The organism is Ruminococcus sp. 8Y-12 (assembly GCF_058119865.1).
Genome location: NZ_CM176623.1, coordinates 986,603 through 1,010,344 on the forward strand (window position 1 = coordinate 986,603; position 23,742 = coordinate 1,010,344).

At 44.3% G+C, this 23,742-nt stretch carries 17 protein-coding genes; 13 read left to right on the forward strand and 4 right to left on the reverse strand.

The window, feature by feature from the left end:
* Positions 1 to 5 precede the first annotated feature (5 nt).
* From gyrA to AC0THY_RS03555, 10 genes are all read left to right on the forward strand, one after another.
* Positions 6 to 2,555 (forward strand): DNA gyrase subunit A, encoded by a 2,550-nt coding sequence (gene gyrA, locus AC0THY_RS03510; protein WP_489993088.1) that lies wholly within the window; start codon positions 6 to 8, stop codon positions 2,553 to 2,555.
* A gap of 161 nt (positions 2,556 to 2,716) precedes the next feature.
* Positions 2,717 to 4,057, forward strand: coding sequence for a MurT ligase domain-containing protein (locus AC0THY_RS03515; protein WP_489993089.1), 1,341 nt, complete (start codon positions 2,717 to 2,719; stop codon positions 4,055 to 4,057).
* Entirely contained in the window at positions 4,054 to 4,788 is a 735-nt protein-coding gene (locus tag AC0THY_RS03520) for a type 1 glutamine amidotransferase (protein WP_489993090.1), read from the forward strand. The genes AC0THY_RS03515 and AC0THY_RS03520 overlap by 4 nt, the downstream gene beginning before the upstream one ends.
* 1,062 nt (positions 4,789 to 5,850) lie before the next feature.
* On the forward strand, positions 5,851 to 6,624 hold the full coding sequence (speD, locus tag AC0THY_RS03525; RefSeq protein ID WP_489993091.1) for an adenosylmethionine decarboxylase: 774 nt from the start codon (positions 5,851 to 5,853) through the stop codon (positions 6,622 to 6,624).
* A gap of 14 nt (positions 6,625 to 6,638) precedes the next feature.
* Positions 6,639 to 8,093 (forward strand): aminotransferase class I/II-fold pyridoxal phosphate-dependent enzyme, encoded by a 1,455-nt coding sequence (locus AC0THY_RS03530; RefSeq protein ID WP_489993092.1) that lies wholly within the window; start codon positions 6,639 to 6,641, stop codon positions 8,091 to 8,093.
* Positions 8,094 to 8,096: 3 nt separating this feature from the next.
* Entirely contained in the window at positions 8,097 to 8,948 is an 852-nt protein-coding gene (gene speE, locus AC0THY_RS03535; protein ID WP_489993093.1) for a polyamine aminopropyltransferase, read from the forward strand.
* Entirely contained in the window at positions 8,938 to 9,822 is an 885-nt protein-coding gene (gene speB, locus AC0THY_RS03540; protein ID WP_489993094.1) for an agmatinase, read from the forward strand. The genes speE and speB overlap by 11 nt, the downstream gene beginning before the upstream one ends.
* An 18-nt stretch (positions 9,823 to 9,840) precedes the next feature.
* Positions 9,841 to 11,100: a saccharopine dehydrogenase family protein gene (locus AC0THY_RS03545; RefSeq protein ID WP_489993095.1), complete on the forward strand. Its 1,260-nt coding sequence runs from the start codon at positions 9,841 to 9,843 to the stop codon at positions 11,098 to 11,100.
* Between the two features lie 5 nt (positions 11,101 to 11,105).
* Entirely contained in the window at positions 11,106 to 12,230 is a 1,125-nt protein-coding gene (nspC, locus tag AC0THY_RS03550) for a carboxynorspermidine decarboxylase (RefSeq protein ID WP_489993096.1), read from the forward strand.
* A gap of 44 nt (positions 12,231 to 12,274) precedes the next feature.
* Positions 12,275 to 12,766, forward strand: a complete 492-nt coding sequence (locus tag AC0THY_RS03555; protein ID WP_489993097.1) for a GNAT family N-acetyltransferase — start codon at positions 12,275 to 12,277, stop codon at positions 12,764 to 12,766.
* A 159-nt stretch (positions 12,767 to 12,925) separates the two neighbouring features.
* On the opposite strand, the gene AC0THY_RS03560 is transcribed toward AC0THY_RS03555, so the two are convergent.
* Complete coding sequence (locus AC0THY_RS03560; RefSeq protein ID WP_489993098.1) at positions 12,926 to 13,840, reverse strand: hypothetical protein; 915 nt, start codon at positions 13,838 to 13,840, stop codon at positions 12,926 to 12,928.
* A 1,263-nt stretch (positions 13,841 to 15,103) separates the two neighbouring features.
* Complete coding sequence (locus AC0THY_RS03565; protein ID WP_489993099.1) at positions 15,104 to 16,963, reverse strand: IS1634 family transposase; 1,860 nt, start codon at positions 16,961 to 16,963, stop codon at positions 15,104 to 15,106.
* A 641-nt stretch (positions 16,964 to 17,604) separates the two neighbouring features.
* On the opposite strand from AC0THY_RS03565, the gene tnpA reads away from it, so the two are divergent.
* Both tnpA and AC0THY_RS03575 read left to right on the forward strand, forming a co-directional pair.
* Positions 17,605 to 17,880, forward strand: coding sequence for an IS200/IS605 family transposase (gene tnpA / locus AC0THY_RS03570; protein ID WP_489993100.1), 276 nt, complete (start codon positions 17,605 to 17,607; stop codon positions 17,878 to 17,880).
* A 934-nt stretch (positions 17,881 to 18,814) separates the two neighbouring features.
* A complete protein-coding gene (locus AC0THY_RS03575) occupies positions 18,815 to 20,191 on the forward strand; it encodes a hypothetical protein (RefSeq protein ID WP_489993101.1) in 1,377 nt (458 codons plus the stop codon).
* A gap of 791 nt (positions 20,192 to 20,982) precedes the next feature.
* Here AC0THY_RS03575 and AC0THY_RS03580 read toward each other — a convergent pair.
* Both AC0THY_RS03580 and AC0THY_RS03585 read right to left on the reverse strand, forming a co-directional pair.
* Complete coding sequence (locus tag AC0THY_RS03580) at positions 20,983 to 22,140, reverse strand: IS91 family transposase (protein ID WP_489993102.1); 1,158 nt, start codon at positions 22,138 to 22,140, stop codon at positions 20,983 to 20,985.
* A complete protein-coding gene (locus AC0THY_RS03585; RefSeq protein ID WP_489993103.1) occupies positions 22,133 to 22,918 on the reverse strand; it encodes a tyrosine-type recombinase/integrase in 786 nt (261 codons plus the stop codon). Before AC0THY_RS03585 ends, AC0THY_RS03580 begins: the two co-directional genes overlap by 8 nt.
* Positions 22,919 to 23,240: 322 nt before the next feature.
* Here AC0THY_RS03585 and AC0THY_RS03590 point away from each other — a divergent pair, with 322 nt between their 5' ends.
* Positions 23,241 to 23,702: a pyridoxamine 5'-phosphate oxidase family protein gene (locus tag AC0THY_RS03590; protein WP_489993104.1), complete on the forward strand. Its 462-nt coding sequence runs from the start codon at positions 23,241 to 23,243 to the stop codon at positions 23,700 to 23,702.
* The last annotated feature ends 40 nt before the right edge of the window (positions 23,703 to 23,742 follow it).

A 23,742-nucleotide genomic window follows, 5' to 3' on the forward strand; every position in this document is an offset into this window, starting at 1 on the left:
AGTCGTTGGAAGACAATATTTTTGATAAAGTACATGAGGTTGACCTAAAGAAAACCATGGAAAAATCCTACATCGACTATGCCATGAGCGTAATTGCTTCCAGGGCACTTCCTGATGTAAGAGACGGTCTGAAGCCAGTGCAGAGAAGGGTGCTGTACTCCATGATCGAGCTGAACAACGGGCCGGATAAGCCCCACCGAAAATGTGCGCGTATCGTGGGTGATACCATGGGTAAATACCACCCCCACGGTGACAGCTCCATCTACGGGGCGCTGGTGAATATGGCCCAGGAGTGGTCCACCAGATATCCTCTGGTGGACGGACACGGCAACTTTGGTTCCGTGGACGGTGACGGGGCTGCAGCTATGCGTTACACGGAGGCGCGCCTGAGTAAGATCTCCATGGAGATGCTGGCGGACATCAATAAAAATACCGTGGACTTTGTGCCCAACTTTGATGAGACGGAGAAGGAACCCTCGGTGCTTCCCTCCAGATTTCCAAATCTGCTGGTAAACGGTACCACCGGTATTGCAGTGGGTATGGCTACCAATATTCCACCCCACAATTTAAGAGAGATCATAAGCGCAGTTGTGAAGATGATTGATAACCGCATCTTAGAGGACCGGGATACGGATATCGAGGAATTGCTGGAGATCGTCAAGGGACCAGACTTCCCTACAGGGGCTCAGATACTGGGAACCAGGGGCATCAATGAGGCTTACCGCACCGGACGGGGCAAGATCAGAGTGCGCGCAGTGACGGAGATCGAGGCAATGGCAAACGGCAAGAGCCGGATCATTGTCACAGAGCTTCCCTACATGGTGAACAAGGCCAGGCTGATTGAAAAGATGGCCGAGCTGGTGAGGGATAGGAAGATTGACGGAATCACAGCGATCACAGATGAGTCCAGCCGTGAGGGAATGCGCATCAATATTGAGCTGCGCAGGGATGTAAATGCGAATGTAGTATTGAACCAGCTTTATAAGCATACACAATTGCAGGACACGTTTGGCGTAATTATGCTGGGATTGGTAAACAATGAACCCAAGATTCTAAGCCTTTTGGAGATGCTGCACTATTACATCAAGCATCAGGAAGAGGTTGTGACCAGGAGGACCCAGTATGAGCTGAATAAGGCGGAGGAGCGGGCCCACATCTTACAGGGACTGCTGATTGCCCTGGATAACATTGATGAGGTGATCCGGATTATCCGCGCGTCCAAGACCACTCAGCTTGCGAAAGAGGGATTGATGGAACGGTTCCAGCTCTCAGAAGCCCAGGCTCAGGCCATTGTGGACATGAGGCTGAGGGCACTCACAGGATTAGAGCGGGAGAAGCTGGAGAATGAATACAAAGAGCTGATGGAAAAGATCAAAGAGTTAAAGGCGATTCTGGCTGACAGAAAGCTGCTTCTGGGTGTGATCAGGGAAGAGATCTCTGTGATCGGAGAGAAGTACGGGGATGACAGAAGGACCTCCATCGGATTTGATGAGTTTGATATCTCCATGGAGGATCTGATTCCAAAGGAAAATGTCGTGATTGCCATGACAAAGCTGGGCTATATCAAGCGTATGACCATTGACAATTTCAAGAGCCAGAACAGGGGCGGCAAGGGAATCAAGGGGATGCAGACTCTGGAGGATGATTATATTGAGGATCTGCTCATGACAAACACCCACCACTACCTGATGTTCTTTACCAATACGGGAAAGGTGTACCGGCTGAAGGGATATGAGATCCCGGAGTCCAGCAGAACCGCCAGGGGGACGGCTATCATCAACCTGCTTCAGCTGGCGCCGGAGGAGCGGATTACAGCCATGATCCCTATCAAGGAGTACAAGGAGGGCAGATACCTCTTTATGGCGACCCGGAACGGGATTGTGAAGAAGACGCCCATAACCGACTATGCCAATGTGCGCAAGACCGGTCTGGCTGCCATCACTCTGAGGGAGGATGATGAACTGATTGAGGTGAAGACCACAAACAGTAAGAAGGATATCTTCCTGGTAACCAAGTACGGACAGTGCATCCGTTTCCACGAGACGGATGTGAGAAGTACCGGACGTGTCTCCATGGGCGTGATTGGAATGAATCTGACCCACGGGGATGAGGTGATCGGAATGCAGTTGGATACCCAGGGTGAGTACCTGCTCATTGTTTCAGGAAATGGAATGGGTAAACTCACCCGCACAGAGGAATTTACTGCTCAGAACCGGGGCGGTAAAGGTGTGAAGTGCTACAAAATCATTGAGAAGACAGGAAATGTCATTGGTGTAAAAGCGGTGAATATGGATGATGAGGTAATGATGATCAGCACAGAGGGGATTGTGATTCGCATGATGTGCAGTGATATCTCCGTACTGGGGCGTGTGACCTCAGGAGTGAAGCTTATGAACCTGGATAAGGACATCTCCGTAGCCAGCATCGCTAAGGTAAGGGAATCCTCCAATAAGACAGAGGAGGACATGCTCAAGTCCCTGGAGAAGGATCTGGAGGAAGACGCAGATAAGACAGAAGAGGTTTCAGAGGGAAGTTCTGAGGAAATAAAAGAATAGCTAAGAGAGTGCAATCAGGCCTCGGAGGACCGGAAATGATGGGGAAACCTAAATGATTTCCGGCCTGCCGGGGCATACTTGAAACATTAAGAAGTTACTGCACAGAACGTGACAAGTAATTTGGAGTGAACAGTAACAGAAAGAAACTGGGGAATACAAATATGGGTATACGCAGAATTTTGGCTGTATGGACTGCAAAATTAGTAAAGGTGGCCTGCCAGGCCGCGGGAAAACAGGGAGTTACCCTTGCAGGGCAGATTGCCCTGAGAATTGATCCCAATATATTGCGTGAGCTGTCCTCACAGGTAAGGGAGAAGATCTTTGTCACCTGCGGGACAAACGGGAAGACAACCACTAATAACTTACTCTGTTCCGCCATAGAGGCGGAGGGAAAAAAGGTAGTCTGCAATCAGACAGGCTCAAATATGTTAAACGGTGTGGTATCGGCCTTTGTGTTGTCCGCAAGCCTTTTAGGGAGGCTGGATGCGGACTATGCCTGCATTGAGATCGATGAGGCCTCAACTGTGCGTATCTTCCCGCATTTCAAACCGGACTACATGGTGCTGACCAATCTGTTCCGGGATCAGTTGGACCGGTATGGAGAGATCGATATTACAATGAATCTGCTGAAAAAGGCCATGGGTATGGCTCCTAAAATGAAACTGGTGGTAAACGGGGATGATCCATTGTCCGCGTTTTTGGCCATGGACAGCGGAAATGAGTATGTGACTTTTGGCATCCGTGATCCCTACTTTAAGCAGGAGGAGTCCAGGGAGATCCGGGAGGGCCAGTTCTGTAAACAGTGCGGGGAAAAGTTGGATTATGCTTTTTACCACTACAGCCAGCTTGGGGATTATCACTGCCCTAAGTGCGGCTTTGAGCGTCCCACACTGGATTTTGGTGCAGAAAACATCAAGGCGGGTGGAAAACTGTCCTTTGATGTGGATAACATTCCGATTTCCGCCAACTACCGTGGATTTTATAATATCTATAACATTCTGGCAGCCTATGCTGCAGGAAAGAGCGCGGGGATTTCCATGAGTAACTATAATCAGGTGCTGGCTGACTATAACCCGCAGAACGGGCGTATGGAGTCCTTCCAGGTGGGGGATACGGAGATTATCCTGAATCTTGCCAAGAATCCGGCAGGATTTAACCAGAATATCTCAGCTGTCATGGAGGATAACCGGGAAAAGGACGTGATTGTGCTGATCAATGACAATAGCCAGGATGGCACAGACATCTCTTGGCTCTGGGATGTGGATTTTGACCGCTTCCGGGACATGAACGCTTCCTCCATCACGGTCAGCGGTATCCGCTGTCAGGACATGAGGCTGAGACTTAAGTACGTGGATATCCCCTCCACTTTGGAGCCGGATGTGGAGAAGGCCATCCGGGACCGTATCCGTGACGGAGTGGGGAATCTCTATGTGCTGGTGAACTATACAGCGCTTTACAGCACCCACAATATTTTGAAAAAGATAGAGGGGGAACAGGCATGAGCAGTGAGAGAAAGATTACCATAGGTCATCTCTATCCCGACCTCCTGAATCTCTACGGGGACAGGGGAAACATACAGTGTATGATGAAAAGATGCCAGTGGAGAGGAATCGGCGCAAAAACCATTGAGTTTAAGCTGGAGGATGAGATTGATTTCTCCCAGCTGGACATCGTGCTTCTGGGAGGCGGTTCGGACCGGGAGCAGATGCTGGTCTGTAATCGTCTTCAGGAGATTCAGCCGCAGTTCAAAGAATATGTGGAGGATTGGGGTGTGGTGCTGGCTGTGTGCGGAGGGTATCAGCTTTTGGGCAGTTACTATCAAACAGACCAGGGAAAGATACATGGACTGGATTTGGTGGATCTTTACACAGAGCAGAAGACTGGCAGGTTAATCGACAATATTGTACTTCAGAGTGAGCTGTTTGAAATGCCTGTTGTGGGATTTGAAAATCATGGAGGTCGAACGTACATTGGCGATAATAAACCCTTTGGGCGCGTGCTCTACGGTTCCGGGAATGATGGGGAATCGGGATATGAGGGAGTGGTGTACAAAAATGTCTTAGGCACTTACCTGCACGGTCCTCTGCTTCCAAAGAATCCTCAGGTGTGCGATTATCTGATCAAGAAAGCCCTGGAGCGCAGGTATGGAGAGACGGTGACGCTGGAGCCGTTGGATGATAGGGAGGAAAGGGAGGCAAATGCCTATATCGTAAACCGCTTTGTTAAAAAGTAACAGTTCAGACGGGTCAAGTTGGTTATTGGATTAGGCGGACGCTTCCACCGGCGCAGGTCTATGCTTCAGGGACGCGTGCAACATTCCGATGAACTCTCTGCTAACTACAACTAGGTCGCTCAGGAAAGCTTTCGCGTCCAAGTTTCCGTAACCAGAGGATTTCATCTACATTAAAAACGCACGCCAATTGTCCCCGAAGCATAGCCCTGCGCCGGTGGAAGCTGTTTCTATTAGGCGGAAGATCGTGCTACCCAGACGATTTTTAAACAAGCTTTAGAGAAGTTCTCGGTTGCAGAACACAGTCACCCGGGCGTTGACAGCTTTCTAAGCAAACAATTTACGTGCGTCTTTAGTTCCCCAGAGCGTTGCATGTGTTTGCGTGAGAACTGCCAACGCCCGGGTGACGTCCTGGTGGCAACGCACCTTCCCCATCTGAACTGTTACGTTAAAAAGTAGTCAAAACTGACTTTTTTCCTTTGGCGTATTGACATAAATTTCAATCACGGATATAATAATCTCGTCATGCGATATGAGTATTAACAGAATGTCCATGCAAATATTTTATCTGACCACCCCGAAACAGGGGTAAAGGCCATACGGACAGCCGGGTCAACTGCCGATTGGCGGCGAGCCGCCATTATTGATACGAAATGTAATAAGAATCTGCAAATGGCAGAGTCTTTACATTGGGGAATCGTACCCGTTTATAAGTTGGTTATTATATAACCAAAGTGCAATGAGGCACAACATCAACTTGTAAAAAGATCAATAAGAGTGGTAAAAGTAAGTATTTGCTAAATAGACTCTAAGAATCTCTCATTTATTGCAGACATATGGAAATAAACATGGAATATAACCGTCTTGCCGGAATATAAGTGATGATAGATGATCTTACAGGGGTGTGCGCTTTGCACACCCCTGTTTGTTTTTACATAAAAAGTCCTGTGACTCTCTATGCAAGAACAAACACTCCGCGAGGACCGCACTGCGGCGGAAATTTCCGTTCGCGGGATTCTTTTTTAGAAAACCGGCTGCCGGTAAAATGCCCCAGCCAAGGAGGAGATGTTCCATATGGGAGAAAAACTAAAACTGTATGGCTTTAATAACTTGACAAAATCGCTCAGTTTTAACATTTATGATGTATGTTATGCCAAGTCAGCCAGGGAGCAGAGGGATTACATTGCTTATATTGATGAACAGTACAATTCGGAACGGCTGACAAATATTCTAACCACGCTGACGGATATGGTGGGGGCCAAGGTGCTGAATATTGCCAGACAGGACTATGATCCACAGGGTGCTTCTGTAACCCTGCTTATTGCGGAGGAGATCTTGAGCCGGTCCGGGGAGACGCAGGTTGCCCATTTAGATAAGAGTCATGTGACAGTACATACCTACCCGGAATACCATCCGGAGACCTGCATTGCCACTTTCCGGGTGGATATTGATGTGGCCACCTGCGGAGAGATTACCCCTCTATCCACGCTGGATTATCTGATCGGTTCCTTTGATTCAGATATCATTACCATGGATTACCGGGTGAGGGGATTTACACATGATGTGACAGGAAAAAAACTGTTTTTAGACCACAAAATCACATCGATCCAGGACTATATCTCCACAGAGATACGCAGAAGATATGATGCGGTGGATATCAATGTGTATGAGGCAAATCTTTTTCACACAAAGATGATGGTCAAGGAGATTGAGCTTCAAAACTATTTGTTTAAGACAGATGTGTATGAATTGCCGCCCAGGGTCAGGCTGGAAATCATGAACAGCCTGCGACGGGAGATGATTGAAATCTTCAGCGGCAGAAATATCTACCTGGAATGAGAGGGGGATGCGGGATGGATTTTTCACAGGAGAGAGCGCCTATTTATGAGGCACTCCAGGAATTTAGAAAAAAACGGATTGTTCCCTTTGACGTTCCGGGACATAAGAGAGGGCGGGGAAACCCGGAACTGGCCGCCTTTTTGGGGGAGGGGTGTGTTGGTCTGGATGTGAACTCCATGAAGCCTCTGGACAATCTATGTCATCCCATCTCCGTCATTAGAGAGGCAGAGGAACTGGCCGCCGAAGCCTTTGGCGCAGCAAACAGTTTCCTCATGGTGGGTGGAACCACCTCCGCTGTGCAGGCTATGGTGCTCTCCGTAGTCAAGAGGGGAGAGAAGATCATACTGCCCAGGAATGTCCACAGGAGTGTAATGGGCGCTCTGGTGCTGTGCGGCGCCATCCCGGTTTATGTAGACCCTCTCTGTGACAACCGCCTTGGGATTCCACTGGGAATGCGTCTGGAGGATGTAAGGCGTGCCATGGATGAGAATCCGGATGCCAGGGCGATCCTGGTTAACAATCCCACCTACTATGGAGTCTGCTCAGATATACGCAGTATTGTTACAATGGCACACAGCAGGGGAATGCTCTGTCTGGCGGATGAGGCCCACGGTACCCATTTTTATTTTGGAAAGGGCCTGCCTGTGTCAGCTATGGATGCAGGAGCGGATATGGCATCGGTTTCCATGCACAAATCAGGGGGAAGCCTGACCCAGAGTTCCCTGCTATTGACAGGACCTGGGGTATCCCAGGGACATGTGCGCCAGATCATCAATCTGACTCAGACTACCAGCGCATCCTATCTTTTGCTCTCCAGCCTGGATATATCCAGGAGAAACCTGGCTCTTAGGGGCGAGGAGACCTTCCGTCAGGTGGTAAATATGGCGGAATACGCCAGAAATGAGATCAACCGCATCGGAGGATACTATGCCTTTTCAAGGGAAATGATCAATGATGAGAGTATCTTTGACTTTGATGTGACAAAGTTGTCTGTGCACACCCTGGATGTGGGGCTTGCGGGAATCGAAGTGTACGATCTCTTGAGAGATGAGTATGATATCCAGATCGAGTTTGGGGATCTGGGGAACATACTAGCCTACATATCCATAGGGGACCGGATGAGAGATATTGAGCGCCTTGTGAGCGCGTTGTCAGAGATTAGACGGCGTTTTGGCAGACAGCAGAGCGGACTGATGAGGCAGGAGTATATTGAGCCCCAGGTGGCGGCATCTCCTCAGCAGGCATTTTATGCAGACCGGGAATCTCTTCCCCTGGAACAGACAGAGAGCAGAGTCAGTGCGGAGTTCGTCATGTGCTATCCACCGGGGATTCCCATACTGGCTCCAGGGGAGCGTATCACTAACCGCATACTGGAGTATATCACCTATGCAAAAGAAAAGGGGTGCAGCCTGACGGGGTGTGAGGATCCCCATATCCGCTGTTTAAATGTTCTGAAAGGAGGAGTTTAGACTATGGAATTTTGGTTTTCAGAAGATCACACGCCAAACGCCAGGTTTTCCATCCGTGTAAACCGGCAGTTGTACAGTGGGCAGAGCCAATTTCAACGGATTGATGTCTTTGAGTCACCGGAATTTGGCCGGTTTCTGACCCTGGACGGATATATGATGCTTACAGAAAAAGATGAGTTCATTTACCATGAGATGATTACCCATGTGCCCATGGCCGTTCACCCAAGGGTTCGAAGAGTTCTGGTGATCGGGGCAGGGGACGGGGGCGTGATCCGTGAGTTGGTGAGATATCCTGAGATTGAACACATTGACATGGTTGAGATTGATCCTCTGGTTGTGGAGGTGTGCCGGACCTATCTGCCCCAGACAGCCTGCAGACTGGATGATTCCAGGGTTGAGATTCACTATGAGGACGGCCTCAGATTTGTGCGGTTCCATGAGAATGAATATGACCTCATCATTGTGGACTCCACGGACCCCTTTGGACCAGGGGAGGGACTATTTACTAAGGAATTTTATGGAAATTGTTTCAAGGCTTTAAAGGAGGACGGAATCCTGATCAACCAGCACGAGAGTCCCTTTTACCCAGAGGATGCAGCGGCCTGTCAGAGGGCACACAAAAATATCGTGGAATCCTTCCCAATAAGTCGTGTTTACCAGGCCCATATTCCCACCTACCCCTCGGGTCATTGGCTCTTTGGGTTTGCTTCCAAAAAATATCACCCCTTAAAAAACCTGGATGACACGCGCTGGAATATGAGAGGCTTGTCCTGCCGCTACTATACCACCACCCTGCACAAGGGGGCGTTCTATATTCCAGCTTACGTGGAGGAGATGCTGAAAAATGTTGAATAGAAATGTGGAAACCTTCCTGGCCTGCGACCGGGAATTTGACAATGCGGATACAGTGCTGTTTGGGGCCCCCTTTGACTCCACGACTTCATTCCGCCCGGGAACCCGCTTCGGCCCTGGTGCCATCAGAAGGGAATCTTATGGGCTGGAAACCTACAGTCCTTATCTGGACCTGGATCTGGAAGATATGTCTGTGATGGACAGCGGGGATATTGAGCTGTGTATCGGAAGCGCTGAGAGAGCGCTGGAACAGATTGAGGAGAGGACAGATAAGATACTGGCAGCGGGAAAGAGGCCGTTTATGCTGGGAGGAGAACATCTGGTGACTCTGGGGGCTGTGAGATCCATTGTAAATAGATATCCGGACGTGCACATCATTCATTTTGACGCCCATGCAGATCTGAGAGAGGATTATCTGGGAGTGAGACTGTCCCACGCCTGTGTGCTGCGCAGGTGCTGGGAGTTGACTGGGGACGGACGTATCCATCAGTTTGGCATCCGTTCCGGGGACCGGGAGGAGTTCAAGTGGGGAAAGGAACATGTGGAAACCCGGCTGTTTGATTTTGAGGGGCTAACTGAAAAACTGCGAAGCCTGAAGGGTGAGCCGGTATATTTTACCCTGGACTTGGATGTCCTGGACCCCAGTGTCTTTCCGGGAACCGGCACGCCGGAACCGGGAGGCGTATCCTTTGATGAGTTGAGGAGGGCGGCTGTGCTTGTGTGCCGGAATGCCCGGATTGTAGGATGTGATGTAAATGAACTGTGCCCCCACTATGATCAGAGTGGCGTGTCCACTGCTGTGGCCTGTAAGATTGTGAGGGAAATGCTTCTGGCTATGGGAAAAAAGGTTTACTGCTCAGACCTGAGTGAACAGTAATAAAAAAGGAGGATGAAAATGAGTAGAGTATTGATAATCGGCTGTGGAGGAGTGGCAAATGTGGCCATAAGAAAGTGCTGCCAGCACAGTGAGGTATTTCAGGAGATCTGTATTGCCAGCCGCACAAAGTCCAAATGTGATGATTTAAAAGTGCAGCTTCAGGGTAAGACAGAGACGAAAATTACAACCGAGCAGGTGGATGCAGACAAAAGAGAAGAGGTAACAGCCCTGATTAGGCGTGTACAGCCGGATCTTGTGATGAATATTGCACTGCCATATCAGGATCTGACCATAATGGAAGCCTGTCTGGAGTGCAAAGTCAATTATCTGGACACAGCGAACTATGAGCCTGAGGACATCACAGAGCCTGGGTGGAGGGAACTCTATGAGAAACGCTGTAAAGAGCTGGGCTTCTCCGCTTACTTTGACTATTCATGGCAGTGGGCATATAAGAAGAGATTTGAGGAGGCCGGGCTTACGGCCCTGCTGGGAACAGGATTTGATCCGGGGGTTACCCAGGCGTACTGCGCTTATGCGAAGAAGCATCTCTTTGACCGGATAGACACCATTGACATCCTGGACTGCAACGGAGGCGACCACGGTTACCCCTTTGCCACAAACTTTAACCCTGAGATCAATTTAAGGGAGGTCTCCGCTCCCGGGTCCTACTGGGAAGATGGACACTGGGTAGAGGTTCCACCCATGAGCATAAAAAGGGAATATAACTTTGACCAGGTAGGAAAAAAGGATATGTATTTGCTTCACCATGAGGAGATCGAGTCCCTGGCAAAGAATATCCCGGAGGTAAAACGTATCCGCTTTTTTATGACCTTTGGGGAGAGCTATCTGACGCATATGAGGTGTCTGGAAAATGTGGGTATGCTCTCCACAGAGCCTGTGGAATATGAGGGGCATCCAATTGTTCCCATCCAGTTTTTAAAGGAACTTCTCCCCGATCCCGCAACCCTGGGACCGCGCACTGTGGGTAAGACAAATATCGGCTGCATTTTTACCGGTGTCAAGGATGGAAAAGTTAAGACTGCTTATATCTACAATGTGTGTGACCATCAGGAGTGCTACCGGGAGGTGGGCTCCCAGGCAATCTCTTACACCACAGGGGTGCCGGCCATGGTGGGGGCTATGATGCTGCTCACTGGAAAATGGAAAAAGCCGGGAGTCTTTACCGTGGAGGAATTTGATCCTGATCCCTATATGGAGGCGCTGAATGAGTGTGGACTCCCCTGGAAGATCTCAGACTCCCCGGCTCTGGTGGAGTAGGGAGTATGGGAGAAAAGATTGCAACTCCTTACTTCTTGGTGGATGAGGAGCGAATTGTGCACAACCTGGAGATCCTCAAATCTGTTTCAGATGAGACGGGCTGCAGGATACTCCTGGCCCAGAAGGCATTTTCCATGTATGCCTGTTATCCCCTTCTTAGCAGATACTTAAGCGGGACAACTGCCAGCGGACTGTTTGAGGCGCGTCTGGGAGCGGAGGAGTTTGGAGGGGAGACCCATGTTTATTCCCCCGCTTACCGCCAGGAAGAGTTTGAGGAGATTCTAAAGTACGCGGACCACATCATCTTTAATTCCTGTTCCCAGCTGCAAAAATATGGGCCGAGGGCCAGGAACAGGGGAAAAGAGGTTGGGCTTCGGATAAATCCCCAGTGCTCTACACAGGAGGGGCATGGCATCTATGACCCCTGTTCGACTGGTTCCAGACTTGGGACTATTTTAGAGGAATTTGACGAAGAGCTTCTGCCTCTGATAGATGGGCTGCATTTCCACACACTGTGCGAGCAGGATTCGGATGATCTGGAGATCACAGTGAGGGCTGTGGAGGAGAAGTTTGGAAAATATTTAAAGAGGATGAAATGGGTAAATCTGGGTGGAGGACATCACATTACAAAAGAGGGATATGATATCCAAAGGCTGAAGCGGGTGATCCGTCATCTTCAGAATACTTATGAGGTTGATGTATATCTGGAGCCTGGGGAGGCTGTGGTTCTGAATGCCGGTGAGCTGGTCACCAGCGTTGTTGGTATAGTAAACAATGGGATGGAGATTGCCATATTGGATACCTCCGCTGCCTGCCATATGCCGGATGTGCTGGAGATGCCCTACAGGCCGCCCCTGAAAGGTTCAGGACTTCCGGGGGAAAAGAGGTTTACTTACCGTCTGGGGGGCCTCACCTGTCTGGCAGGGGACGTAATAGGTAATTACTCCTTTGACCAACCTTTAGAGGAAGGAGATATTTTGGTTTTTCAGGATATGGCCCTCTATACCATGGTAAAGACCAACACCTTCAACGGTATGAATCTGCCTTCCATTGTGTGTAGAAGAATTGACAAAAGCATGGAAATTGTTCGCTCTTTTTCCTATGAGGATTTTAAGGGGCGGCTTTCCTGAATGAAGGGATCGAGTTATATAATTGTAAATACGGAGGCTTTTTCATGACAATAGAGTTAAGAAAATTTACAAAACAAGACATTGCAGACGCTATACAAATATGGAATCAGGTGGTGGAAGACGGGGTTGCATTTCCACAGATGGATATGCTTGACGAGAAGACAGGGACAGAGTTTTTTGAGAGCCAAACATATACTGGAATTGCTTATGATGCTGAGAATGGAGAGATAGTAGGACTTTACATACTTCATCCCAACAATGTGGGCAGATGCGGGCATCTGTGCAATTGCAGCTATGCAGTGAAATCTGATTACAGGGGGCAGCATATTGGAGAAAAGCTGGTGAGACACTCCATAGAACAGGGAAAACGCTCCGGATTTAGAATTCTGCAGTTTAATGCTGTGGTGAAGTCAAATCTGTCTGCAATACATCTGTATGAAAAATTAGGGTTTATAAAATTAGGCGTGATACCTAAGGGATTTCTGATGAAGGATGGCAGTTATGAGGATATCATACCTCATTACCGAGTTCTATAGATGACTTTGCTATGGGGTGATTATGATTAAAGCGGTTAGAAAAAATGATATACCGGAATGTGTGGATTTCTTTCCATTTACCTGTGGGTATATGGAAAGAAATCTGTTGAATGGATAAATGAACTTGTATTCTTACGCAGATATAACCATGAATGAAAGTCAAGACAGGAAATTCATGTCCAGTATAAGTCTGCAATCCTCTTTTTTCCTGACCCTGAAAGTGATAGTCCACTCCCTTACTTCTGTGGAAGTGAAAAAGAGAGAGGAAAAAGCTAAATGGGTCTTTTTTTCATTTAAGGGAAGTTTACCCGCCAGAAAAATAGAGGTGGGCCCATTGCTGCCTCCGATTATAGAAATACTGGATGCACCTTTGGATTCCGAGTAGGAAGCAATGGGTACCGGCTGATCACCAGCGGAAACACTGCGGATAAAATAACTGCCCTCCTCAAGCTCTGGTGAGAGCGTATAGTGCAGTTCCTCATAGCATCTGGGATGGCGGAAGTGTTTTGGCATATGTGACAGGGTATGTTCCGGTATCTGTCTTGAAATTCGGGAGTGTATTTCTAAAGTGTGTGTCTTACCGGATTCCGGGTGGGTAAAGCACACAGTTTGAGGCAACTCCTTATTCAGTATAAAACATGGGCCGGGGACAGGAAGAGGCTGCTGGGAGAAAAGAAATTCCTCAGCCTGGACATCACATGCCCCCTCCTCATCGCACGGATACCATCCCATGCTGCAGGAGCCCTGATTTGGAAGAAGTTCTCCATCAGCGGTCAGTTCTGACACTAGGTGGAGAGAAGTCGGATTCTCTGCTTCCAGAAACCCTAACTCTTGGTCTGACAACTTTTCGGGATCTTTCTCCTTCCAGTTTTTTTGAAAGGCGTGGAGTGTTTCGGAATCAATTCTCTTACACAGGTCTACTACCAATCCCTCACTGCACTCATAGAGTGATAAGATCTTAAATTGTTCCCCATCCCATAAAAATTCACGGTTGACGGCTGTCTCTTTTCCAGGTCTGGCATACCGCTCATGTCCCCAGAAATTATTTCCATAGTATACCTTCCACTCGTTCATTGAAAATCCTCCAGTGTATTTGCGTTGATTTTATTATAACAGCAAATAGGAATCCACGGAAGGTGCAAATCATATCAGTCCGGATTTCCCTTTGGGAGCGTGTATTTTACTGCTTTGACAGAATAAGTGAGGACTCTTATACATCTATAGATGCAGCCGTATTCTTTGAAATTACAGAGCTTGAATTACTTTCTCATATTTTGTGCGGCAAATATACAGGTCTGTCTAAATATTAACGGCTACTGCACTTAAGCTAAGATTAGATTTATCCAATATGTATCTGAACCACTTAATCATCATTATTGTTTCTATTTTCCTCTGTGGGTATAGGGGAAAAACGCAGATTTTGCTGCAGTTAGCTGTCTGCATAGAACCATCAACACTTATTTCTTCAACTACGGTAAGTGGAATTACTTTGCTTTTGAGAGTCTTTTGAAAAGTGTTGTCATACAGGTCCTTTACCGGGAAGTTCAATACTTAGGGCAACCGGTTTTCTACATTTTGGATGATACAATCGTTTTGCATACCAGGCTTTCGTCACAGATTGTGCATCCAATTAAAGCAGTATATCTTCATTATTTCCACATAAAAGACTGTCAGGCTTATGGGCAGGGCATTAGGCTGTTTCTGTTATGCTTTCCTGCAATGGGATCATCTAAAATTAAGCTGTCATTCTGTATATTAAGTCGAAATTAAAGATAAACATAGTTTGGGAGATTGCAGAGGAATTTCCCATGACACCCATGGTTTTTTATTTCCTTTGTAACAATTGGTATACTTCTGCGAAAGGCAAGGACTGCTTTATTTAGAAAGAATTTTACATAATTGGTGTCCTAAAGACAAACCGGATCATCTATCATGTGGGATTCATCAAAAAGTCAGTGAATCTCCCCTTCATTTAAGCGAATTAGAGGTACTGGCTTGATCATGTCATTGAACCATTACGTGTTTGTATACATTTAGGAAATATTGCGCCGTTTTGGAAAAATATTAGTATTTTAAGAATTAAATCAAAACAGAACATTTCAATAATCTGCATCAGTTTATAAAAAGGGTACATCGCTCGAAGTTGTTTTGAAATTAGTAGGATAATTTTGTGAAATTTTTAATATTACTAAATTATAGTCCAATAATTAATGTTGACATAAATGATTATAAATGATATTCCGCTTTCAACACTTGATATGATTAACAAATCCGGAACCCCTTGAAAAATAAGGAAATTCCGGCTTTTTCTATGGCTAAAAATGTTGTATATTTTTTCTAACTTAAAAATTTTTTTAGCATTCTGTTTAAGTCCTTTGGCCTATAGTGGCGTCTGTCCAATGGCAGCATAGTCAATCGGGTCAACGCATCCAGGGTTTTGCTGCCTTTATATAACGCCATATAGTCAATATCATGTATGTTTGTGACGTTCATGTTCTTCAGTGTTGTCACCAGATTATCTGGCGTGACATGTGTTTTCTGCTCATCAAGCCGGGCTTCTAAAAGTCTGTATACAAGCAGTGCGGTATAACATATCAAAAAATGCGCTCTGATCCGTTCTGCCAGCCGATGGTTCACGGGGCGCCCGTCAAAGTTCGTTTTTATGATCCTAAAACAGTCTTCAATCTGGTATCTTTTCTGTGTTACTGCAAGGATGTCTTTTGCGGGATCCGCAAGATTCGTGGCAACGGCATAGTAACCATCGTATTTTTCATCCTCCGCAATCTTACTTTCATCAAGAGTGTATTCCACAACCGCTTTTTCACCGGATTTTGTTTTCGAGACGCGTTTCATGAAACGCCTTACATCGTTCGGACCTTTTTTGATTTCCTCCAGATCCTTCAGAGCCAGCAGTTTCTTTGCCCGTTCTATCTGCCGGTCCCTGACAGCCCTCTGGTATTCCATCATTTTTCTGGAAAAAGTGATGATAATGCGCTGATTTAAAACTCCTTTTGCCTTTCTCTGTACCGTCCGTCCATTTTTCAGAACCACATCTTCGTAAAGTCCCAGATCGAGTACTTTGTCAGCTGTAATGACTTTATATGCGGAGTCTTTATAGAGGGCAAGGTTATCTGGATCATGCCGGTCAAAATGTTTCATTTCTTCAATAGTGACGGGCGAATCGTCTGAAAGAAGTTTGTAATCATAGTCATTAAAAACGGCTTCTTTCAGTGTGTTGCTCAGTTTCTTGATGGACTGGGTGACAATGAACGCTCTGCCGCCCATGCTGTTGAACTTTCTGATGTTGTAGGATCCAAGCCCTGCATCGGCACAATAGATAAATTTTGAACCCGGAATCATTTTTAAGACTTCTTTTTCCAGAGGGACTGCCGTCAGCTGTTCACTGGTGTTTCCGGGATGCAGACAAATGGTGATGGGGATTCCTCTGCTGTCCATGAACAATCCCATTTCCACTATGGGATTTGGCCGATGCTCTTTACTGACACCATATTTTCGCAATCCGGTTATGATCTCTCCAGTGACTTCGTCCACGATCTCGTCATCCGCCTGCTCACATTCAAAGTAGAAGTTTGTACACTCATAATAAAGTACGGAGGAATCCCTTTTTACGATCGTGTCGCTTTGCCTGTAGAGCCATGCCAGATAATCATCGTAATGTTCTTCCAAAAGGTCCATAAAGCGCAGGATATGCTGATAGCTGAAGTCCGGTTTTTCATAATAGGAATCCAGCTTGTCCAGCATAGCATATTTAGAAAGCGGTTCCATGATCCTCGAATAAACAAGAAAACGATGGATGGTGTGGCAGTCAAATGTCAGTTTCCTTCCGGCGGTCTTTTCCTGGAAGAAATCCTTGAGCCGGAGGCCGCCCATCAAGTACTGCAGGAAAAAATATCCAATGTTCAATTCTGTGGATGCACAAGCCTCGTCATCTGTCTGTTCCACTCGTTCATTATAATTCGTTGAAATGGTATATTCCACCTTGCCGACACGGTATTCCTCGTTCATTTTCCGGATTTCTTCTTTCACATAGGAAAGCGGGTCATCGGTTATTTTTAGCAGTTCGGAGTGTTTCCCGAACCGTTTGACGTTTCTGGTCGTGACCTTTTTGCCGTTTCGGATTCCAACCTGAGCATAGTAGATTGGATCTTTGCTATTTTTGTTATAAAAGAGTTTCATTCTATCACCGCCCTATCAAATATGAATGCCAATATGGGTATACAACAGTATGTCAAGCAAAATTTGACAAAAAAATACCGCATTTCTGCGGCTTGTAGAACTTTTATTCAATTACAAGTGTTGAAAAACCCGGTAATACCCGCATTAATCTAAGTTAAACTTGGTATTATACTACAAAATATGAATTTTTTAAGGTGTTATAGAAATAGGGGCAAAGTTATTTATGGTTTTGACCCCAACAGCATTTTTTATCAGTTATTATCAAAACATACGTTCAATCTATTATTTTATAAATTATTATTTTATAATAAAAGATATCACACACATATATGTATATAGAAATAATTTTCACTTATTAATATTAATATTTTTAGATTCACCGATATCTTAACCATTAAAATGAATCGTTAGTATAATAAAATGTAAAGGACAGTCATCCTTCTGAATGATGCATCCAATGGTTAGGAACAGGATATAGTTCTCATATGTTGCGCAGCGATTTTAGTTTTCATTCACGTAGCCTAAACCCACCGTCTTTAGACGGTATACGATTTTAGCCATATCATTTATGGACATACTTAACCGAGAGTAGAAAATATGCCAGAGGAATACAGTAAAAACGGGCATGCAGACCACATCATATGGGTGACAAAATATCGCTACAAGATGCTGAAAAGAGAAATACCACTACGATTAAAAGAATTAATAAAGAAAGAGGAATGGTAACCGTACAAGAGAGTATGGGAGGTAACCATGTACATCTGCTGTTGTCATGTCCCCCAATACTAGCACCAAGTAAGATTGTACAGTACCTAAAAGGACGATCTTCAAGGTTGTTGCAGGAACAGTTTCCAGAGTTGAAGAAAAGGTACTGGATCAACATTTATAGGGAAGGGGATATTTCTGTGCGACCGTAGGAAGTGTAACAGAAGAAACCATTCATGGGTATATCGAAAATCAAGGAAACAAAGTGTTCAAGGTAGAAAATTGAGTTTCAGTCAGTTATTCCGGTTGCTTCAAGCGACAGTACATTTCAGAGGGATTAATCCCTTGTCTCCACTTTCAGTCGGAAGCACATTTATGTGCATACTCACCCGCTTTAGCGGGTGGTAGTTTAGTTCTTTTAACTTATATTTATATCTCTTGAACCATATGATAGCTCAAAAATTGTTTTCTCAACCGTTGCTATTTCCCCCTGATAGAAATATACTTTTAGGGAAACTTCCCTTTTATCTTTTGATTAAAGGAGGTTTTGTATGTCACCATAATAAGTCGAAATCATTTAAGTAGAAATTAGCAAAGACAGAGCCATAGCAGTTTTATACTTTGTTCTTATAATAAATATTTACTTATATGTGATAGATGACAGTATCATAATAGGAATGCATATTACCTTTGAAAGCCACTTGACATCAGTGGAGATGATTTTAATCTAAAGAAAAACGTTCTAAACAGCTTTAGTTTGGGCAGTAGTCATAAGCAGTTATCGAAAATTTATTGTTTTAAATAGTTTCTAGCATTATTTTTATGTTCTCCTGTAACAGTTTATCATCACTGAATGGAATGTTAAGCGGCCGGAATTTATTGTTCTTTTTTTATAAATACTCCTTAACCTTAAAGTATAAGTTGCTAAAGGTAAGACAATACGTTTTTAGATAAGAGATTTAAGAATAGCTGATAATGTTAATAGTAGTTGTAACGATAAATGATTTATAGACATTAAAGCTTCATTAGGATTCCTTGCTTTTCAATGTAGCTTTTTATAATTTATATTATACAGTGGAATAGAAGTTATGAATATTAATTACAACTAGTTCCGCCAACTTAAAGGCGGAGAAACGGAGATTATTTATGAAAAGAAAAATTATTACTATTTTTACTATTCTAGGTATTGTAATAATACCACCTATGATTACTAATGCTTCGACTAAATTAGATAACTTAGACAAATCAAAAATTTCTAGTCATCAGGAATCAATAAATACTGAAAATATTAAGCAGGTAAATTTCATATCAGGCATTAAATACAATTCGGAAAGCAACTTAAACAATATGGAGATAGTTTCAGACTATATAGATCAGATAGTTTGTAATGTAAAAGCTGAAGACGGAACAATTTATTCTATAGGTGTATTAAATAATACGAGCCAACTAAATTTATCGGAATACGATGAGCGTTTAAAAAAGCAGTTAATCACAGTAAATGAAGTTGCAAATTCTAAACTAAAATATCAAGATATAGAAATTAGTAAATTTATATTATCTAAAAAACAAATTCCACAACCGTTAGGAGCAGAGTCTGATAGTAATTTTGCTATTTCTATCTCAAATTTAGAAAATGTAGACTCCGTTTTGGATATAAATAACAATATATCAAAAACGCCGAAAGATTTAATATCAAACTTTGATTCTTTAAAATCTAGCAGTTCATATTGTTATCATGACTTTGACCCTAACTTTGGATACAAAACATGGTTTAATGCAATAACTAATAGCACTTCAGCATGTAAGGTGAGCCCAACAGAACCTCATATGGGAGATGGCAATGCAAGATATCTTGAAGGTAGATATTGGCATCCAGATTATCTTTCACCAAAGTTTAGGGAAGCTTTATTACCTAATGGCAATAAAGAAAGAATGATACTAGTTTCTTATGATTATGATTCTGATATTTCGCTTAACTGGGCAAATATAATGGTTACAGATGATAATGATTCATTAGAGATAGAAGCATTATTATATAATTATCCTAATGCTGAAGCAAGTGATAGAGGATATGCATTCTTCACATATGACGAGATTACGTCATGGAGTGGGACTGGTAAATCAGCATATTTAGATACTCCTTTTGCAGATGATCCAAATGGCCCTGTTGCTATGTGTGTTGGAGTTGGAAATGCAAGAGACCTTTTCAACGCTTATAATCTTTACTGGAGTATCCAAGCAGAAGTTCCATCAGATTATATATGTGACGGTTCTCATCCACAAGATGGGCGTTTTGTGTTGACTGCCCAAAGGGGATATTCTATTTTGGGAGATGGAAGCCCATTTACAGTTTTTCAAGAAGAGCATGAAGGTACTTTAAAGTTTGCACTACCCGAAGGAAAGAATTGGTACGCAGACAGCTATTTTGATCAATATAATGAGCAATCCTATATAAATACAGCCAATTGGTATTTTCATATAACAGAGGATAATCTACCCGTCAAAAATGAGCTATGGGATTAGAAATGAATCTATTTACAATATTAATCTGGCTACTATTTATTATACTACTGATACTAATCTCATCAATAATAACTTTAATGATACTATCAATTTTAAAAAAACTATTAACGAAAAAACAAATAATAAACAGTAAAAAGACATTCATATTAACTCTTATTATTATCTTATCTATTTCTTGTGGATATATAATATTTAAACGTAATAACTTTAAAATAATTTGCCCAAATGAATATCACTATTTATTAACAGATAAACAAATCGAAATATTTAAAAATCGAGTTAAAACAAAATATTACCTCCCTTGTATCCCGATGTACGTTTCTGTTGATTATCTTGATGAAAATGGTTATTATAGCCTTTTCGTTAATTATGGACTATACAATTATCAATTTGAACGTAATTCAGACGGACTTTACGAGTTTCGTAAATGAAAATCCTAATCCCCCAGATATGCTGGGGAGAATAGAGTAGTTGGAGACGATGAGGATAACAAAAAAATCCTCCTATGTTACAATTCTTAAGGAAAGTATCAGATTCAGAGCATCAAAAAAAGAACAGCCTATACAAAAGATAAACTGCTCTGAATGTGATTCTTTCCCATTGTACCAAGTCGCGGAACTTTAGCCGCAGACTGTATGGGGATAGTATCCTTTCCCGGAAGCTTAAAACAGGAAATTATGGTGGCCTGCAATGCAGAAAACAAGGGATCTTCAAGCTGATTTTTATTTTTGGGCATGCTTCATAGACCTTCCGGGGGGGAGGTGTCAAAAAAAGTATGAGAAACTGGTGTATCAGGAAGGATGGACATAGCACCTTCCAAGCTGTTTCATGGCAGACCGCCCACACTTTGGACACAGACAGACATCAAAATTCCAGACAGCCTTTAAAAGCTCTGCCATGCTCATTCCTGCGAAACGCTGCTTAAAGCGCTGACCGTTCTGAAGCATAAAAATAACCTTTAGATTTTTATGCTTCATCCGGTTGTTAAGGAAGCCATAGTAGCGTATTTTTTGAAAACCGGAAGGCAGCACATGCATCAGGTAACGGCGTATAAACTCTGTATGGTGCAGGGTAATCTGACGTTTCGGGTCACCCGGCTTTTTCCCTCTGGCTGAGAACGTGACCGTATCTTGCGTAAGGGAAAGGATCCGGTTGTTGGAAATAGCGACTTTGTGGGTGTAGCGTCCGAGGTATTCAATGGCATTGCCAAAGCCGTTAAAGGTTTCCTTAACGTAGGGACACCAGTCCATTTCATAAAGCTTATTTTTCCATTCCTTCCAGTGATAGGGATTGCATAGTTTTTCACAGGAAGATGAAAAGGTGAGGGAACCATTTTTATAAAGGATGGCAAGATGCGCCAGGTATTTTCCCTTAAATTTGTCCCGCAGGACAGCCACCGGAATAAAAAAATGATTGGAGGATTTACGGATGTTGCCATCCTTTGTAAGCCCGCCGCCGGAGACGATGCAGTGCATGTGCACATGGTAAGCCAACTCCTGATTCCAGGTGTGAAGAACCTGAATAATGCCGGGTACTGCGCCGAGCCGCTTCTTATCAGCAGATAATTCCAGAAGTGTTTCGGCGCAGCATTTGTGAAACAGTCCATACAGGAGCTTCTGGTTGCAGTAAATAAGCAGATTTAGTTCATGGGGAAGGGTAAACACCACATGAAAATAAGGCGAATCAATGACTTTAGCCCTGCGTTTATCCACCCAGATTTCCTTCTGTACAGCCTGACAGTTCGGACAGTTACGGTTGCGGCAGGAATTATTGTGGATTTCCATATGTCCGCAATCGGTACACTGACTTAAATTAAAGCCAAGTCTGCCGGATTTACAGTTTAAGATGGCTCTTGCAGCGATCCGCTGGATCTGCGGCTGATAAAATCGCTGTGTAGAATCGGCTTCATAGGAGCGTTCAAATATCTGCCGAATTTTGTAATCACGCATGGCAGGCACCTGCCAGGAGGTTAAAAGGGATGATGGCGCTGCGGATGGCCTTGCCGGAAAGATGGACATAAACGGTGGTGGAATGTAAGGATTTATGTCCCATAAGGGCTTTTATGGTAAGCAGGTCCGTTCCGTTTTCATACAAGTGTGTGCCAAAAGCATGTCGGAAAGAATGGCAGGTAAGCCTGCGCCTCCATCCGAGCCTGTCCTCATGTGCATGGACATGCCTTGAGAGGAAAAAGGTGTCAATGGGTCTGTCCTGCCCATTCTGTTTCGGAAAAAGAAAGCCCTTTGGCCGTCCGCATTCAAACCAGTACTGTGTCAGAAGGTCAAGAGCAGCCTGTGAAAGAATGGCATAACGGTCATTCCTGCTTTTGGAGTGTGTGATGTGCAGCCGCATATTTTTGCGGTCAACATCTTCATAACGGAGGCGGCAGACTTCCCCAATACGAAGCCCGGAGGAATACAGGAGGGTAACCATGGTCTTTTGTTTTAAATCGGGAATGGTGGAAATAAACTGCCAGGTTTCCTGTTTTGAGGGAACATAAGGAAGGTATTGGTTAAATCTGCGCATGGGAAGCTGCGTGTCATCCCATGCTTTATGTAACACATACAAGGTGAAGAAACGCAGCTGTGAAATGGCACAATTGATGGTGCGGTCAGAAAGGCCTCTGGATTTCTGTAGCCACCGGATGTAAGTACAGTAATTTTTGAGAGTATGTTCAGTAAGGCCACGAAGGGAGATCATTTCCCTGTAAAGTTTTAAATATTCGTCCATAAAGGAATCTCCTTAGAATTATGATTAAAAAGCTGCAATATTTCATAAAAAGGGGGTGGACGAATAAAAAATTTAAATATGTAGTTGTTGAATGCGAAAAAAAATGATAAATTAAACATAGCGGAATGTTGTTATATGTGTTTATTTTTGTCTTGTGGTGATTCAACAATAAAACATATAGGAACAAACCGCTACTTTTATTTTCAAAAAGATTAAAATATTTCAAGAAAGTGGCGAAAATATTGGAACTGGGGCCAGCCGTCGCGTTAGCGACTTGGTACAATAGTGAAAACGTACAAAAATGCAGGGAGGAAAAAAGAATATGTTCCGGGAAATGCGCAAAAAGGACAGAGAGTTGGCAGTGGAAGAGGCATTGCAGATTTTGAAGGCACAGACTTATGGGATATTATCTACCATGGGGGAGGACGGATATCCATATGGCGTGCCTGTAAACTATGTGGTAGATAAGGATAAAATTTATTTTCACTGTGCAAAGGATGCAGGGCATAAGGTGGAAAATATACGTTACTGCCCAAGGGTTTGTTTTACGGTAATGGGGGATTCGGAGGTGCTCCCATCAAAATTCAGTACCCGGTATGAAAGTGCTGTGGTATACGGAGAATGCAGGGAGGCGGATCATAAGCAAAAGGCACTGGAGAAGCTGATAGAAAAGTACAGTCCTGATTATAGAGAGTGTGGACTGAAATACATAAAAGAAGCTATGGATATAACAGGAGTTTATGAAATTACCATAGAGCAAGTTACCGGGAAAGCGTGCAGGTAGGATTGTATATTTACCGTACAGACAATAAACGGACATGTCC